The organism is Dactylosporangium fulvum (assembly GCF_025137375.1).
In the GTDB taxonomy this organism is placed as follows: domain Bacteria; phylum Actinomycetota; class Actinomycetes; order Mycobacteriales; family Micromonosporaceae; genus Dactylosporangium; species Dactylosporangium fulvum.
The window spans coordinates 1168264-1183158 of record NZ_CP073720.1; the positions used below are offsets into that span (position 1 = coordinate 1168264).

13 protein-coding genes are annotated in these 14895 nt (G+C 71.5%); 5 read left to right on the forward strand and 8 right to left on the reverse strand.

Features of this window, described 5'->3' with window-relative positions; translation table 11 throughout:
* Window positions 1–860 precede the first annotated feature (860 nt).
* On the reverse strand, window positions 861–2045 hold the full coding sequence (locus Dfulv_RS05445; protein WP_406567935.1) for a DNA recombination protein RmuC: 1185 nt from the start codon (window positions 2043–2045) through the stop codon (window positions 861–863).
* 42 nt (window positions 2046–2087) lie between these two features.
* Here Dfulv_RS05445 and Dfulv_RS05450 point away from each other — a divergent pair, with 42 nt between their 5' ends.
* Window positions 2088–2858, forward strand: coding sequence for a hypothetical protein (locus Dfulv_RS05450; protein ID WP_259861515.1), 771 nt, complete (start codon window positions 2088–2090; stop codon window positions 2856–2858).
* A 6-nt stretch (window positions 2859–2864) separates the two neighbouring features.
* On the opposite strand, the gene Dfulv_RS05455 is transcribed toward Dfulv_RS05450, so the two are convergent.
* The 5 genes from Dfulv_RS05455 to Dfulv_RS05475 form a co-directional block, all read right to left on the reverse strand.
* A complete protein-coding gene (locus Dfulv_RS05455) occupies window positions 2865–4631 on the reverse strand; it encodes a tetratricopeptide repeat protein (protein ID WP_259861516.1) in 1767 nt (588 codons plus the stop codon).
* A gap of 208 nt (window positions 4632–4839) precedes the next feature.
* On the reverse strand, window positions 4840–6645 hold the full coding sequence (locus Dfulv_RS05460) for an ABC transporter ATP-binding protein (RefSeq protein ID WP_259861517.1): 1806 nt from the start codon (window positions 6643–6645) through the stop codon (window positions 4840–4842).
* The gene (locus Dfulv_RS05465; RefSeq protein ID WP_259861518.1) at window positions 6635–8389 is read right to left on the reverse strand and encodes an ABC transporter ATP-binding protein; all 1755 of its coding nucleotides are present in this window, start codon (window positions 8387–8389) and stop codon (window positions 6635–6637) included. The genes Dfulv_RS05460 and Dfulv_RS05465 overlap by 11 nt, the downstream gene beginning before the upstream one ends.
* Before the next feature lie 47 nt (window positions 8390–8436).
* Entirely contained in the window at window positions 8437–8931 is a 495-nt protein-coding gene (locus Dfulv_RS05470) for a methylated-DNA--[protein]-cysteine S-methyltransferase (RefSeq protein WP_259861519.1), read from the reverse strand.
* Window positions 8928–10319, reverse strand: a complete 1392-nt coding sequence (locus Dfulv_RS05475; protein ID WP_259861520.1) for a DNA-3-methyladenine glycosylase 2 family protein — start codon at window positions 10317–10319, stop codon at window positions 8928–8930. Before Dfulv_RS05475 ends, Dfulv_RS05470 begins: the two co-directional genes overlap by 4 nt.
* A gap of 217 nt (window positions 10320–10536) precedes the next feature.
* Between Dfulv_RS05475 and Dfulv_RS05480 the strand changes: the two genes are divergently transcribed.
* On the forward strand, window positions 10537–11076 hold the full coding sequence (locus tag Dfulv_RS05480) for a hypothetical protein (RefSeq protein WP_259861521.1): 540 nt from the start codon (window positions 10537–10539) through the stop codon (window positions 11074–11076).
* Window positions 11077–11257: 181 nt separating this feature from the next.
* Here Dfulv_RS05480 and Dfulv_RS05485 read toward each other — a convergent pair whose 3' ends face one another.
* Complete coding sequence (locus tag Dfulv_RS05485; RefSeq protein ID WP_259861522.1) at window positions 11258–12067, reverse strand: aminoglycoside N(3)-acetyltransferase; 810 nt, start codon at window positions 12065–12067, stop codon at window positions 11258–11260.
* 108 nt (window positions 12068–12175) lie between these two features.
* Here Dfulv_RS05485 and ychF point away from each other — a divergent pair, with 108 nt between their 5' ends.
* Entirely contained in the window at window positions 12176–13249 is a 1074-nt protein-coding gene (ychF, locus tag Dfulv_RS05490; protein ID WP_259861523.1) for a redox-regulated ATPase YchF, read from the forward strand.
* A 213-nt stretch (window positions 13250–13462) separates the two neighbouring features.
* Here the strand turns inward: ychF and Dfulv_RS05495 are convergent, their stop codons facing one another.
* Window positions 13463–13774, reverse strand: coding sequence for a 4a-hydroxytetrahydrobiopterin dehydratase (locus tag Dfulv_RS05495; RefSeq protein WP_259861524.1), 312 nt, complete (start codon window positions 13772–13774; stop codon window positions 13463–13465).
* Between the two features lie 206 nt (window positions 13775–13980).
* Here Dfulv_RS05495 and Dfulv_RS05500 point away from each other — a divergent pair, with 206 nt between their 5' ends.
* Window positions 13981–14379 carry a (deoxy)nucleoside triphosphate pyrophosphohydrolase gene (locus Dfulv_RS05500; protein WP_259861526.1) on the forward strand — a complete coding sequence of 133 codons (399 nt, stop codon included), beginning with the start codon at window positions 13981–13983 and terminating at the stop codon, window positions 14377–14379.
* The gene (locus Dfulv_RS05505; protein ID WP_259861527.1) at window positions 14376–14879 is read left to right on the forward strand and encodes a DUF1990 family protein; all 504 of its coding nucleotides are present in this window, start codon (window positions 14376–14378) and stop codon (window positions 14877–14879) included. The genes Dfulv_RS05500 and Dfulv_RS05505 overlap by 4 nt, the downstream gene beginning before the upstream one ends.
* Window positions 14880–14895 lie beyond the last annotated feature (16 nt).

Sequence of the window (14895 nt, forward strand, 5' to 3'; positions counted from 1 at the left end):
GCGGATTTGCGTGGTCCAGGCCACGGAAAACGACCAAGGTCATCGCGCTCGAGCCCGGCCGCGCGCCGAAAAATGGATGTTCCGCAAGTGGCGTCCGGAGATCGCGTCGGCACCGAACACGGGCCCTCGGTGCCCGCAGGCGGTGCAAGAGAGTGTGGCTGACGCCGCCCGCAGTGGTGCAGAAGAGGCACGGCGGTGCAAAGGAAGAAGCGGCTGGCCAGGCTCGCGGTGGTGCGGGGGAGATACGGCTCGCCAGGCCCGTGGTGGTGCGGGGAGACGGGGCTGGCCAGGCCCGTGGCGGTGGGAGGGGGTACGGCTCGCCAGGCCCGTGGCGGTGCGGGGGCGACGCGGCTTACCAGGCCCGCAGCGGTGCAAGGGAGACGCAGCTGGCCTCTGCCTGTGGCGATGTAGGGGAGATACGTGCCTGTGGGCGATGTAGGGGGAGGCACGGCGGTGCGGGGAGAGGTGGCTGGATGGGGCCTACGGCGGTGTGAGGGAGACGCGACTGGGCGGTGTGGGCCCCGCCCGATACGTTGCGGCGATGCCCGGCGGCCACGCTCCAGCGGCCGGCGCGACCAGGTCGCCGTGATCCTGGTGGTCCCAGGCCCGGTGGCGTCCTTCCGGCTGTTCCGAGCGGCTCGCACGCGGCGGCTCGCACGCGGCGGCCGGCGCTGCGGCGGTGGCGGGCGCTGCGGTGGTGGCGAGGGCTGCGGCGGTGGCGGGTGCGGGAGTCGAGTGGTCAGGGCGCGCCGGGTCCTGGACGGCGCGTCAGCACGCCAGTAGGAGCCATGGCCGCAGCGGCGGCGAACGGGGGAGCGGAGGCAGGGGGTGGATGCGAAGAGGAGGCGAACAGGGCGGCGCTACTGGGGAGGGTCGTCGCGCAGGGCGGCCAGCAGGAGGGCCTCGTATTCGCTGTCGACCAGCTCCGGGGACTGGAGGTTGCGCGGGGCGACCTCGACCTGGGACGGGGTCGGGAGGTCGTCGGGGCTGATGCCGAGCTCGGCCAGCTTGCGGGCGCTCACCAGCACCCGCGACTCCAGCGAGCCGACCGCCCGATTGTAGGAGGTCACGGCGCCGCTCAGCGCCGTGCCGACCTTTGCCAGGTGGTCGCCCATTGTGGACAGTCGCGCGTAGAGCTCGCGGCCCGTGCGGTGGACGGCCAGGGCGTTGTGCGCCAGCGACTCCTGCCGCCAGCCGTAGGCGATCGTACGCAGCAGGGCCACCAGCGTCGCCGGGGTCGCGAGGACCACGTTGCGGGCGAACGCGTGCTCCAACAGCGCCGGGTCACGCTGCAGGGCGGCGTCGAGGAAGGTGTCCGCCGGCACGAACAGCACGACGAACTCCGGCGCCGGCTCGAACGCCGCCCAGTAGGCCTTGCCGGCCAGCGCGTCGACGTGCGCCCGCAGGTGCTTGGCGTGCTGCGTCAGCGCGGTGTTGCGCGCCGCCTCGTCACGGGCCTCCATCGCCGACAGGTAGCCCTCCAGCGGCGCCTTCGCGTCCACGACCACCTGACGCCCGCCGTGCAGCCGCACCACGAGGTCGGGCCGCTGCGTGCCGCCGTCGGTCGTGGCGGTCACCTGCTCCTCGAAGTCACAGTGCTCCAGCATGCCCGCGGCCTCGACGATCCGCCGCAGCTGGTGCTCACCCCACCGGCCGCGGACCTGGGGCGTGCGCAGCGCGCTGACCAGCTGTCTGGTCTCGGTGCGCAGCTCGCCGGAGACCTGGTGCATGGCGCGGACCTGCTCCCGCAACGACTCGTAGGCACCGACCCGGTCCCGCTCGAGCTCGGCGACCCGTCGCTCGTAGCGCTGGAGTGTCTCGTGCAGCGGCGCGACGGCGTCGGCGACCGCGTCCTGCGTCTGTGCCCGGGCCTCGAACGTCAGCGCGCGCAGCGAGCTCTCCAGTCTCGCCTCGCCGTCCCGCGTCGCCTGCAGGGTGGCCTCCAGCTTGGCCAGCTCGACCGTGGAGCGCGACCGGGCGGCGAACCAGCCGAGGGCGGCACCGACAACAAGACCGACGAGGACGAGGAGGAGTTCCACGCCCATCAGCATGCCGTAGGGGTATGACAGAAACGGTACCGTCGAAGCATGGGTACCTGGATCGTTGTCGCCGTCATCGTCATCATCGCCGTCGGGCTGGTGGTCGTGGTCGGCAACGGGCGCAAGAAGCAGGCGGCACAGCAGCTCGCCGACGCTCGCGAGGACGCACTGCGCTGGTATGAGCGCCTCGGCGGGCAGGTGATGAATCTCTCCGGTGACGCGCCGGCGGTCAAGCAGGCACTGGTCGACGCCGGGGAGCGTTACAACGCGGCCGGCTCGCAGCTCGAGCGGGCCACCTCCGCTAAGCAGTACGAGCTGGCCCGCGAGACCGCACTGGAAGGCCTCGCCTACGTCCGGGCCGCCCGCGTGGCCATGGGCATCGACCCGGGCCCGGACCTGCCGCCGCTGGCCGGTTCGCGGGCCGGGCAGATCACCAGGGAGCGCGAGGTCGACGTGCAGGGCCACACGTTCCGGGCCAGCCCGACGCCCGGCAACTCGACGCCCTACTACTACCCGGGCGGCCGGGTCGCCGGCCGTGGCGTCCCCGCCGGCTGGTATTCCGAGCCGTGGTGGAAGACCGCACTGGTGGCAGGTGCCTGGGGTGTCGGCTCGCTGCTCGTCTTCGACGCCCTGTTCAGCCCGGCGTGGGGCGACACCGGCTACGACGCCGGGTTCAACGCCGGCTTCGACCAGGGCTATGACCAGGGCTTCGATCAGGGCAACGACGGCGGCGGGGACTTCGGCGGCGACGGTGGCGACTACGGCGACGCGGGCTTCGGCGACGCAGGAGACTTCGGCGACTTCGGCGGGGACTTCTAGCCGGGATCAGTAGCGGTGCGTGCCCTGCGTCCCCCGTAGGGCACGCTCGGCGAGGGACAGGTCGGAGGCAGCCGCCCGGGCGAAGGGGCTGTTGGCGCCGAGCAGCTGGGCATAGACCGACTGCGCCGCGCGATACTCGGTGACCGCCTCGTCCAGCCGGCCCAGGTCGTGGAGCACGCTGGCGAGCCGGTGCCGGGACACGGCGGTGTCGAGGTGGACCGGCCCGAGCAGCCGCAGCCGGCTGCCGAGGACGGCCCGGTGCTCGCCCTCGGCCTCGCCGAGCCGGCCGGCGTGGTGCAGGGCCGAGGCCAGCAGGCTGCGGCTCATCAGCGTGTCCCGGTGCTCGGGGCCCAGGAGCCGCGCGCGGGCCCGCATGACCGTGCCGTGCTCGTCGATGGCCCGGTCCAGCTCGCCCATGTCCTGGTAGACCTTGGCGAGGTTGCTCCGGCTGATCAGCGTCTCCTGGTGGTTGGCGCCCAGGACGCGGGTGCGCGACTCGAGGACGCGCTGGTGCTCGGCCTCGGACCGGGTCAGGTCGCCGAGCTGGTGGTAGATCGTCGCCAGGTGACTGCGGCTGGTCAGCGTGTCGGGGTGGTCCTCGCCGAGGATGCGCATGCGGGCGGTCAGCACCTCGTCGCACTCGACGAGCGCCTCGGCCAGCCGGTCGAGGTCGCGCAGCACGGTGGCGTGCTGGTCGCGGGCGGTCAGCGTGTCGGGGTGGTCCCAGCCGAGGGCGTGTGCGCGGGCGTCGACGATCTCGCGGTACGCCTCCTCGGCCTCCTGCAGCTGGCCGCGCCAGTGCAGTTCCGTGGCGTGTTGCCAGGTCGCGGAGTCGTCGTAGACGCGGGGCGCGGGGGAGGGGCGGTGCCGCGGCTCGGGCGCCGGCCAGTCGATCGGGTCGGGCTCCGGCTCCGGCTCGTCGACCGGCTGACCGTAGACGGTGGAGCTGGTCGCATACGTGGGCACACCGTAGTCGTCGAGGTGGCCCGGCTGCTGTGTGGGGATCGGCGACGGGTGCTGGACGGGCCGGGTCGGGATGCGCACCGGCTGGGGCTCGAACGGCTCGAACGGCTCGAACAGCTCGTCGGGCTCCTCGACGAAGGAGACGACGTCGGGCACCTCGATCGGCGACTCGAGCGCCCGCCGGCGCAGCTCCCGCTTGAGCGAGACGATCGCGTCGGAGATGCGGTCGGAGGGGTCGCCGAGCCGCCAGGCGACGGCCGCGACCGGCCGGTCGAGCAGCGTGCCGAGCTGCCGCACCGAGGACAGGATCGACTCGTCGGGTGCCGCGTTGACGATGACCAGGGCGGCCTGGAACGGTGCGGTGGGCCCGACCAGCAGCGCCTGGTAGGTGGCCTGCATGCGCGCGATGGAGAAGCCGGTGCCGGCCCGGATGTCGACGATGATGTGCAGCTCGGACATCGCGATCGGGCCGAGGAAGTAGCCGAACACCGGCTGGAGCTTCTGCCCCTCGCGCCCGGCCGCCTCGTAGAGCGCGGCGTTGGCGCCCTCGTGATAGGCGATGGCCTGCGGCGCGTGGCCGCGGATCAGCTGGACGAACCGGTCGTATGCGCCCTCGGCGTCGCCCTCTTGCTGGGCCTTGCCCGCGGACGCGAGTCGCTCCTCGCGGTCGCCGGAGCGCACCACGATGGCACCGCCGGACAGTCCCGCGAGTCCGACCAGGACACCGGCCGCGACCAGGGCGGCGGCACCAGCGGTGCTGCGGAACTGCACGGTCGTGAGCACACCCAGGCCGACCAGGGTGATCCCCACGAACACGACGGTGAATCGGGTCTGGCTACTCCATCGTCCGCCAGTCATCGGTCCTCTTCTACGCGATGTTGCCATCACTGCGGGCGACAAGCCCAGATCCGTAGCGTGACGAGAATCTTCCCACGAACCAGCCAGTCCACGATAGATCGACCGCGTGAACCCCGCCATTCATCCGTGGATGAACTCAAAAGTGTCAATTACCTGACAATCAAAGGAGTGAATCACGCCATTGTGTGTGCAGTTCGGCGTAATGCCCGCCACCCCGGATGAGTGACGACGGCGGCCCGTCCTCCACGATCCGGCCGTCGGCGAGGACGAGCACCCGGTCGGCGATCTCCACCGTGGACAGCCGGTGCGCGATCACCAGTGCCGTGCGTGACGCCAGGATCGTGCGCAGGGCCTCCTGCACCAGCCGCTCCGACGGGATGTCCAGCGACGAGGTCGCCTCGTCGAGGATCAGCACCGCCGGGTCGGCCAGGAACGCCCGGGCGAACGCGACGAGTTGCCGCTGCCCGGCCGACAGGCGGCCGCCGCGTTTCCGCACGTCGGTGTCGTAGCCGTCGGGCAGCGCGCGGATGAAGGCGTCCGCGCCGATCGCCATGGCCGCGGCCTCGATCTCGGTCCGCGACGCGCCCGGACGGCCGAAGCCGATGTTCGCCGCCACGGTGCCGGAGAACAGGTAGTTCTCCTGCGTCACCATCACCACGGCCCGGCGCAGGTCGTCCTCGGCCAGCGACCGCAGGTCGACGCCGTCGAGCAGGACCGCGCCGGACGTGGGGTCGTAGAACCGCGCCACGAGCTTGGCGATCGTGGACTTCCCGGCGCCGGTCGCGCCGACCAGGGCGACCGTCTGCCCGGCCGGCACGTGCAGGTCCAGGCCCGGCAGCACTACGGACGAGGGGCGGTAGGCGAACGACACCCGGTCGAAGGTCAGCGCGCCGCGCGCCTCCGGCAACGGCACCGGCCGGGTGGGCTCGGGGACCGCGGGCGGCTCGTCGAGTACCGCTGCCAGCTTTTCCAACGCCGCGGTCGCGGACTGCAACGTGTTGTAGAACTGTGACAGCTCCTGCATCGGCTCGTAGAACCGGCGCAGATAGAGCAGGAACGCGGCGAGCACCCCCACCTCGGCGTGGCCGTGCAGGACCCGCCAGCCGCCGTATGTGAGCACGATGCCGATCGATACGTTGCCGATCACCTTGATGGCGGGCGAATAGGTCGCGACGAGCCGCTGCGCCGTCAGGCTGGCCTGCCGGTAGTCGTCGTTCACCGCGGCGAAGATCTCGTCGTTGCGCCGTTCCCGGCGAAACGCCTGGACGGCGCGGACCCCGCCGAGCGACTCCACGAAGTGGATGATGACCAGCGCGATCGTCTCCCGCGTGCGGCGGTACGCACGGGCGCTCGCCCGCTGGAACCAGCGCGACAGCCACACCAGGAACGGGAACGACGCGAGCGTCACCAGCGCCAGCGGCGGGTCGAGCCACAGCAGGATCCCGGCGACCGAGAGCACCGAGAGCCCGGCCAGCACCAGGTCGTCGAGCGCGCCGTCGGTCAACTCCGCGATGTTGTCGATGTCGCTGGTGAGCCGCGCGATGACCCGGCCCGAGGTGAACCGTTCGTGGAAGCCGATCGACAGCCGCTGCACGTGGTTGTACACGCGGGTGCGCAGGTCGAGCAGCACGGCGTTGCCGACCCGTCCGGACATCGCCAGGAACCAGCGCCGGGTCAGGAACTCCGCCGCCGTGGCGACACCGAACAGCACCGCGACCTCGATGAGCACCGTCGGATCGCTCCGGCCGCCGGTGAGCGGCGGGATGCCGCGGTCGATGCCCAGCTTCACCAGATACGGCCCCGCCATCCCCGCGAAGTTCTGGGCGAGCAGCAGAAGAACAAGAACAAGGATCCGGCCGCGGTACGGCCTGAGCAGCGACCCGAGCAGCCGCCGGCTGGCGACGCGCACGGTCGGGTCGGGCTCGTCGGTCGCGGTGCCGCGCCACCGCTGCACGTCAATGGCCACGCAGCACGTCCCGGTACCCGGCGTGGGACGCCATCAGCTCGGAGTGCGTGCCCACGGCGACGAGCCGCCCGTCCTGCAGGAGCGCCACCCGGTCGGCGAGGGCGACGGTCGACGGCCGGTGCACGACGAGCAGCGCGGTCGTCCCGGCGAGCACGGTCGACAGGGCCGACTCGACCAGGGCCTCGGTGTGCACGTCGAGCGCGGACAGCGGGTCGTCGAGGACCAGCACCCTGGGCCGGCCGACGACGGCGCGGGCGAGCGCCAGGCGCTGCCGCTGGCCGCCGGAGAGCGACAGCCCCTGCTCGCCGACGCGGGTGTCGAGGCCCCATGGCAGGTCGTACGCGAACCGGGCCTGTGCGATCTCCAGCGCCTCGGCGATCTCCTCGTCGGTGGCGTCGGCGCGGCCGAGTGTCAGGTTCTCCCGGACGCTCATCGAGAACAGCGTCGGGTCCTCGAACGCGGTGCCGACGATCCGGCGCAGCGAGTCGAGCGTCAGGTCGCGGATGTCGTGGCCGTCGATGGTGATCCGCCCGGCGTCGACGTCGTAGAGCCGTGGGACCAGCGAGACCAGCGTCGTCTTGCCGCTGCCGGTGAGCCCGACGACGGCGACGGTCTCGCCGGGCGCGACGTCGAGGTCGACACCGCGCAGGACGGGCCGCCCGGGCTCGTAGCCGAACTCGACGCCCTCGAAGCGCAGCCGGCCCTTCACCGTGGTCAGCACGGGGGCGCCGGGACGGTCCACGATGGACGGTTGCGTGTCGAGGACCTCGTAGATCCGGACCGAGGCGCTCATCGCCTCCTGCGCGTTGGCGATGATCCAGCCGAGCAGGTCGATCGGCCACACCAGCATGACCTGGAGCGCGACGAACGCGACCAGCGCGCCGATCGACAGCTCCCCGCGCGCGACCTGCACCGCACCGACCACCAGCACGACCGCGAGCGTCACGTTGGGAACGAGGTCGAACTGCGACAGCGTCCGGGCGATCATCCGGGACTTGCCGACGCCGAGGTCGTGGACCCGGCGGGCGCCCTCGGCGAACCGCTCGCTCATGTGCTCGTGCCGGCCGAACGAGCGGATCACCCGGATGCCCTGCGCCGACTCCTCGATCCGGGTGGTCAGGTCGCCGAGCTCGTCCTGCAGCTCGCGGGAGGCGGCGAAGTATCGGCTGGTGAATCGCCGGCTGATGAGGAACAGCGGGACCGCGCTGAGCGTGACGAACACGCCGAGCGGCCAGTAGAGGTGGATCAGCAGGATCGAGACGGCGACGTACGTGCCGAGGTTGAGCACGAAGAAGAACAGTCCGAACGACAGGAACCGCCGGATCGTGGACAGGTCGGCGGTTGCCCGCGAGAGCAGTTGCCCGGACTGCCACCGGTCGTGGAACTCGATCGGCAGGCGCTGCAGGTGCGCGTAGAGGTCCTGGCGGAGCTTCGCCTCCATGCCGACCGACGACGCCGACTGTGCCCACCGCCGGATGAAGCTCAGCAGCCCCTCGAACAGCCCGAGCGCGACCGCCAGGGTGCCCAGCAGGAACAGTCCACGGGTGTCGCCCCGCCGCACCGGCCCGTCGACCACCCGCTGGATGAGGATCGGGATGGCGAGGCTGGCAGCCGTGGAGGCGATGGCGGCAACCATCGACCAGGCGGTCAACGCGTAGTAGGGCCGAAGGTAGACCCGCATGCGCCACAGTGCCCTGGCCTTCGCCGGTCGCCCTGTCTCTGTGGACACGGCGACCGGCGACATCACTCCAAGTTACTTGGCAGCTACATCGACGCCAACCCATATTCCGGCTATGCGGCAGCCTCGAAGTCCAGCAGCCAGCGCTTCACCGGCAGGCCCCAGCGGAACCCGCCGAGCGTGCCGTCCAGACGCAGCACCCGGTGGCAGGGCACGAACAGCGCGGCGGCGTTGCGGGCGCACGCCTGGGCGGCCGCGCGGACCGCCGCCGGACGCCCGGCCCGGACGGCGAACTCGCTGTAGGTCACCGGCTCGCCGGCCGGTACCTCCCGCAGCACCTCCCACGCGTGGTTGAGGAACTCCCCGCCGCTGTGCTGCCGGACTGGCACCGCGTCGACGGCGGTCAGGTCACCGTCCAGATAGGACAGTACGGCCTTGGTCGCCGGTCCGACGTCGGCGCGCCGCTCGGCGGTTCCGGTCACCTTCGCCAGCCGGGTCAGCTCACCGACGTCGGTCGTCCAGCCGCTGGCGAGGACGGTGCCGTCGGTGTCGACGACGGTGGTGAACGGGCCGGCCGGAGTGTCGGTCGTGGCGTAGTACATGGTCATTGCAGTCTCCAGAGTCGGATCACGGCGTACGAGCGCCAGGGGCGCCAGCGCTCGGCGTGTGCGGACAGGGCTCGTGGGTCGTCGGGCAGCCCGGCGGCGCGGGCGCCGCGCAGCACACCCAGGTCGGTCGGGAGGAAGGCGTCGGGGTCGCCGAGGGCGCGCATCGCGGTGTACTGCGCGGTCCAGTCCCCGATGCCCGGCAGCGCCTTGAGCCGCTCGACTGTCTCGTCCCGGCCGCCACCGTCGAGGTCCAGCTCGCCGGCCGCGACCGCGGTGGCGAGGGCGCGCAGCGTCCGCCGGCGCGCGTCGGGCATGGCGAACGCCTCGTCCGGCAACGCCAGCAGTTCCTCCGCCGTCGGGAACGCCTCGCCGACCAGCTTCCGCAGGACGGTCCGGGCCGCGGCCACGGAGATCTGCTGGCCGACGACCGCGCGGACGGCGATCTCGAAGCCGTCGGTCGCGCGCGGTACCCGTACCCCCTCTTCCTTGAGAACGAGCGGGGCGAGCGCCGGATCGGCGGCGAGCACCGCGTCGACGGCGGCCGGGTCGGCGTCGAGGTCGAACAGCCGCCGGCAGCGGGCCACGGCCGGTGCGAGATCACGCAGGTCGGCGAGGTAGAGCGTGGCGGCGACGTGCCCCTCCTTCGGCAGCAGCGTCACCCGCCCGGTGCCGTGCGGCAGGCGCAGCACGCGGTGGTAGCCGTCGGCGTCGACCTTGTCGATGCCGTCGACCGCGCGCACCTCGAGGAACGACAGCAGTGCCTCGGCGTGCAGCGGCGCGCGGAACGGCAGCCGCACGGAGACCACACCCTCGTCGTGCTCGGGCAGGCTGCGGCGGGCCCGCAGCTCCGACGGCGTGCGGCCGTAGATCTCCCGGATCGTGTCGTTGAACTGCCGGACGCTGCCGAAACCGGCGGCGAACGCGATCTCGGCGAGCCCGAGCCGGGTGGTCTCGATGAGCACCCGAGCGGTCTGCGCCCGCTGGGCCCGAGCGAGCGACAGCGGCCCGGCGCCGACCTCGGCGGTGAGCATCCGGTGCAGGTGCCGCTCGGTGTATCCGAGCCGCCCGGCAAGCCCCGGCACCCCGTCGCGGTCGACCACGCCGTCGGCGATCAGCCGCATGGCCCGGCCGACGACGTCGCCACGGATGTCCCATTCGGGGGACCCGGGCGCCGCGTCGGGCCGGCAGCGCAGGCAGGCCCGGAAGCCTTCCCGCTGTGCGGCCGCCGCAGTGGGCAGGAACCGGACGTTCTCCGCTTTCGGCGTGATGGCAGGGCAGGACGGGCGGCAATAGATGCCGGTCGACCTGACGGCCGTGACGAAGACCCCGTCGAACCGGGCGTCACGGCTGGTCGCCGCATTGCGGCAGGTGTCGAAGTCGAGCTCCATGCGCTCAATCCTGCCCCGCCCGGACGGTCCCGGCTGGCGGTTTTCGGACGCGAGTGTCGGCGTCACTCAGGTATCGGTCGGATACCGGCCGGCCGGCTCCGGGCAGGTGTCCGTTAGCGGACGCTCTGCTGGCACGTTTGCGGGAGTTCCCGGGGTGATCCGTTGTCTAGGTTGGTCTCACCAGCGAGCCGAAACCCCCTGATTTGGAGACAGCACCATGAGTGAGTACGACACCGCCGGCGCCGCCGAGGCGGAGCAGGCCGGCGCGGGATACGGCGACCCCGAGGTCACCGTATCCGAGGGTGAGGACGGCTCGGTCATCTACGCGGTCGACGAGAACCACGACGGTGTCGCGGAGTCGGTCGTGTACGACCAGGACGGCGACGGCGTCGCCGAGGCGGTCGCGATCGACACCGACGGTGACGGCAGCCTGGAGACCACGGTCGTCGACCTCAACAGCGACGGCGAGTTCGACGCCGTGTTCGTCGACACCGACGGCGACGGCGCCCCGGACGTCGCGGCCCTGGACCGTAACGGCGACGGGCTGATCGACCGCGTCGTCGCCGACACCGACGGTGACGGCAAGGCGGACACCGACGTGCGCGACGACGACTTCGACGGGGTCGCCGACTCGGTGGTGCGGGACACCGACGGCGACGGCGACAAGGACGTCACGGTCACCGACAAGGACGGCGACGGCACGTTCGAGACCGTCACGTTCGAGGACCCGAGCACCAACCCGCTGGCTCAGGCCTGACGGGAGGCGTCATCACGGGGGTCGGCGGGCAGTGGCCCGCCGACCCCGTGTTCGTAGAGTGCGCTGTGCGCTCGACGACACGGAGCTCCTGGAACCGGCCGAACAGCAGCCATACCGGCTGTTGGGACGCCGGGGCTCGCGTGGGCCGGTGTGGCCGTCACGCCGCCGCACAGCGGACCTGTCAGCGCACTCGTGACGACAGCCAGCGCGCGCCGAAGTCGACCAGGTCACGCTGGCGCATGAGCCGGGCGGTGCCGGCGCCGGCCGGGCCCACCAGTTCCTTGCCGGTGACGGTCGCGAAGTCCGCCGCGATCAGCTTGAACAGTGACGTGTCGTCGGCGAGCTCGCGGTATTCGACCCAGCGGCGCTCACCGTCGACGGTCACGGGCGAACCCTGGCGCAGGTACCGCTTCGGCGCCTTCGCCCGGTACTCGGCCAGGTGCAGCGAGGTGTTGTTGTCGTGGCCGACGCCGAGCAGGAGCACCCAGGCGTCCAGCTCGTACAGCCGGGCGAGCGGTGAGCCCTCGCCGAGCCCGTCGTCGAGCGTGTGCCCGGCGGTGATCCGCTCCGCCAGCGGCCCGAGCGCGGCGAACGAGACCGTCGGGTGGTTGCTGCGCAGCACGCCCGGGAAGCGCCGGAAGCACTCGACGACGGCACCCATGAAGTACGTCGGCGTGACCTGCGGGTCGAACGGCGGCGTCTCCCGCCGGATGACGTCCCACCACGACTCGGGCACGGGCGGGTTGCCCCAGTCGGCGGGCTCGGTGAGCTGGCGCGAGTGGGTCGGCATGACGAGCGTGCCGTCCGGCCCGAGCGCGTCGAGCAGCGCGAGCACCACGGCCTGCGCGCCGCCGGCGACCCAGCCGAGCCGCGACAGCGAGGAGTGGACGATCACCGTCGCGCCCCGCGGCAACCCGAGCTCGGTGAGCTGCCGGGAGATGCTGCCGACGGTGCCCGGCGACGCCGCCTGTCGAACCGCGTCCGCTTCCACGTCGAGCCACCATACTGTCCTCCACGCGGCCACCGGACCCGGTGCCTGTGGGAGGTGTCGGAGCAGCTCACGGGAGCGCCGTTCGAGCATTGCGTAAGCTGACATGTCGTGGCACTCACCATCGGCATCGTCGGCCTGCCCAACGTGGGCAAGAGCACCCTGTTCAACGCCCTGACGAAGGGTGACGCGCTCGCCGCGAACTACCCGTTCGCGACCATCGAGCCCAACGTCGGCGTGGTCGGCCTGCCGGACGCCCGCCTGGCGCGGCTCGCCGAGCTGCACGACTCGCAGAAGATCGTCCCGGCGCCTGTGTCGTTCGTCGACATCGCCGGTCTCGTGCGAGGCGCCTCGAAGGGCCAGGGCCGCGGCAACGCCTTCCTCGCCAACATCCGGGACGCGTCGGCGATCTGCCAGGTGGTTCGGGCCTTTTCCGACCCCAACGTGGTCCACGTCGACGGCAAGGTCTCGCCGTCCGACGACATCGAGACGATCAACACCGAGCTGATCCTCGCCGACCTCCAGACCATCGAGAAGGCGCTGCCCCGGCTGGAGAAGGAGGCCAAGGTCCGCAAGGACCGGGCCCCGGTGGCCGCCGCGGCGAAGGCCGCCGCCGAGCTGCTCAACGAGGGCACGACCCTCTACGGCGGCCGGTTTGACACGTCGGAGCTGGGCGAGCTGCACCTGTTGACCGCCAAGCCGTTCCTCTACGTGTTCAACGTCGACGAGGCCGGCCTGGCCGACGAGGCGTTCCTCGACGAGCTGCGCTCGCTCGTCGCCCCGGCCGAGGCCATCTTCCTCGACGCCAAGATCGAGTCGGAGCTCACCGACCTCGACGAGGAGGAGGCGCTGGAGCTGCTGGCGTCGATCGGCCAGCCGGAGCCGGGCCTGCACCAGCTGATCCGGGTCGGGTTCCGCACGCTGGGCCTGCAGACGTACCTGACGGCCGGCCCGAAGGAGACCCGAGCCTGGACGGTCCCGATCGGTGCGACGGCCCCCGAGGCGGCGGGTGTGATCCACTCCGACTTCCAGCGCGGCTTCATCAAGGCCGAGGTGGTCAGCTTCGACGATCTCATGGCGGCCGGTTCGCAGGCCGCCGCGAAGGCCGCCGGCAAGGTCCGCATCGAGGGCAAGGACTACGTCATGCAGGACGGCGACGTGGTCGAGTTCCGCTTCAACGTCTGAGATGACCCCGGGCCCCGCTCTGGGATGCCGCGTCCCATCCGAGTGGCGCGAGCCGCCACTCGGATGGGACGCGGTGCGCGCTAGGCCCTGGGGTTTGCCGTATTTGTCGTTACTTGCCGTATCCGGGGGCCGCACGCCGCTCTATGGGTGGCCGAATCGTTACCTAAAGTTGCGCCGCCGCTTGCGGAACACTCAGAACGGGCCTAGCCCGGATCAGGCCGCACCGGCAATGATGGTCTTGTACATGTCCTCGATGCGGGCGGCCAGCGTCACCTCGCCCGGGGACAAATCCGTGGTGCCCGGAATGCGGAGGCGGATCTGGGTGCGGCCGTCCAGGCGGCGCACATCGGGACGCACCTGCAGGGCGTCCGCGACCACCTTCATTCGCTCCGTCAGTGCCGCGTGTTGGGAGTCGTCGAGATGGAGTGTCCGGCGGATCTCGCCGCCGTCGTGTGTCCAGCCTTGCAGCAACGCCAGTGCGTCGCTGAGATAGTCGCGGTGATCGTCGCTCCACCGGGCCCGCATGTCGACCTACCCTCCATCGGCATCGTTGCCGGCTTGTGGCCGTTTCGAAGCCTGCCCGTCATCAACGGTGTCTGCAAGTGTGCCGAGCAACCGGTGGATCTGTCCACGGTCACATTTCCCTCGTCTGGTGAACAACAGGGCAGAGCCCGCCACCGGAACTTCATTTCGATCTGGCACCCTGGATGCCCGTGCAGACCGAACGGTTGATGCCAAGGATCATCGTCGGCGCCGCGATCATCTCCGACGGCCGCGTGCTGGCCTGCGAGCGCGCCCAGCCGCCCGAAATGGCCGGAAAATGGGAGTTCCCGGGCGGCAAGGTGGACCCCGGCGAAACCGAGGAGCAGGCCCTGGTCCGTGAGTGCCAGGAGGAGCTCGGGGTCGAGATCGAGGTCGGCCAGCGTGTCGGTGCCGACATCTCGATGCTGAACGGCAGCGCGATCCTGCGGGTGTACCTCGCGACGCTCGTCAACAGGGCTCAGCCGGTACCACTGGAGCACAGTGACCTGCGGTGGCTCTCTCACGACGAGTTGGACAGTGTGCCGTGGCTGCCCGCCGACGCGCCCATCGTGGCGGCGCTGGGGCCGTTGCTACCGTCGTCCGCGTGACCGTGACCTATCCCGAGGTCGGCGCGACCCGCGAAGGGCCGATGCCGCCCGGCTATCTGCACGTGACGCGCCGGGTGCGGCTCGGGTCGGGGCCGGATGTCTTCGCGGCCGCGAAAGCAGGCCTGGCGCACTGGCAACCGCAGCGCGGCGCCGGGCTGCGCGTGCGCACCGACGCCGAGACCGCCGGGCCCGGGGTGGAGTTCGCCACCGGCATCGGGATCGGACCGCTGCGCCTGTGGGTGCCGTGCCTGATCGTGTGGGTGGTCGACGAGCCGGACCGTTACGGGTTCGGGTTCGGCACGCTGCCGGGGCACGTGGAGACCGGCGAGGAGTCGTTCCTGCTCTCGACCGACGGGGCCGGCGACGTGTGGTTCGACATCCGGGCGTTCAGCCGACCGGCGAAGTGGTGGGTGAAGCTCGGCAACCCCGTTGCGAAACTTGTCCAGTCGAAGGTCACGGACCGCTACGCCGCCGCGATGCAGCGAGGGCCCCTGCCGTAACGGCAGAGGCCCGATC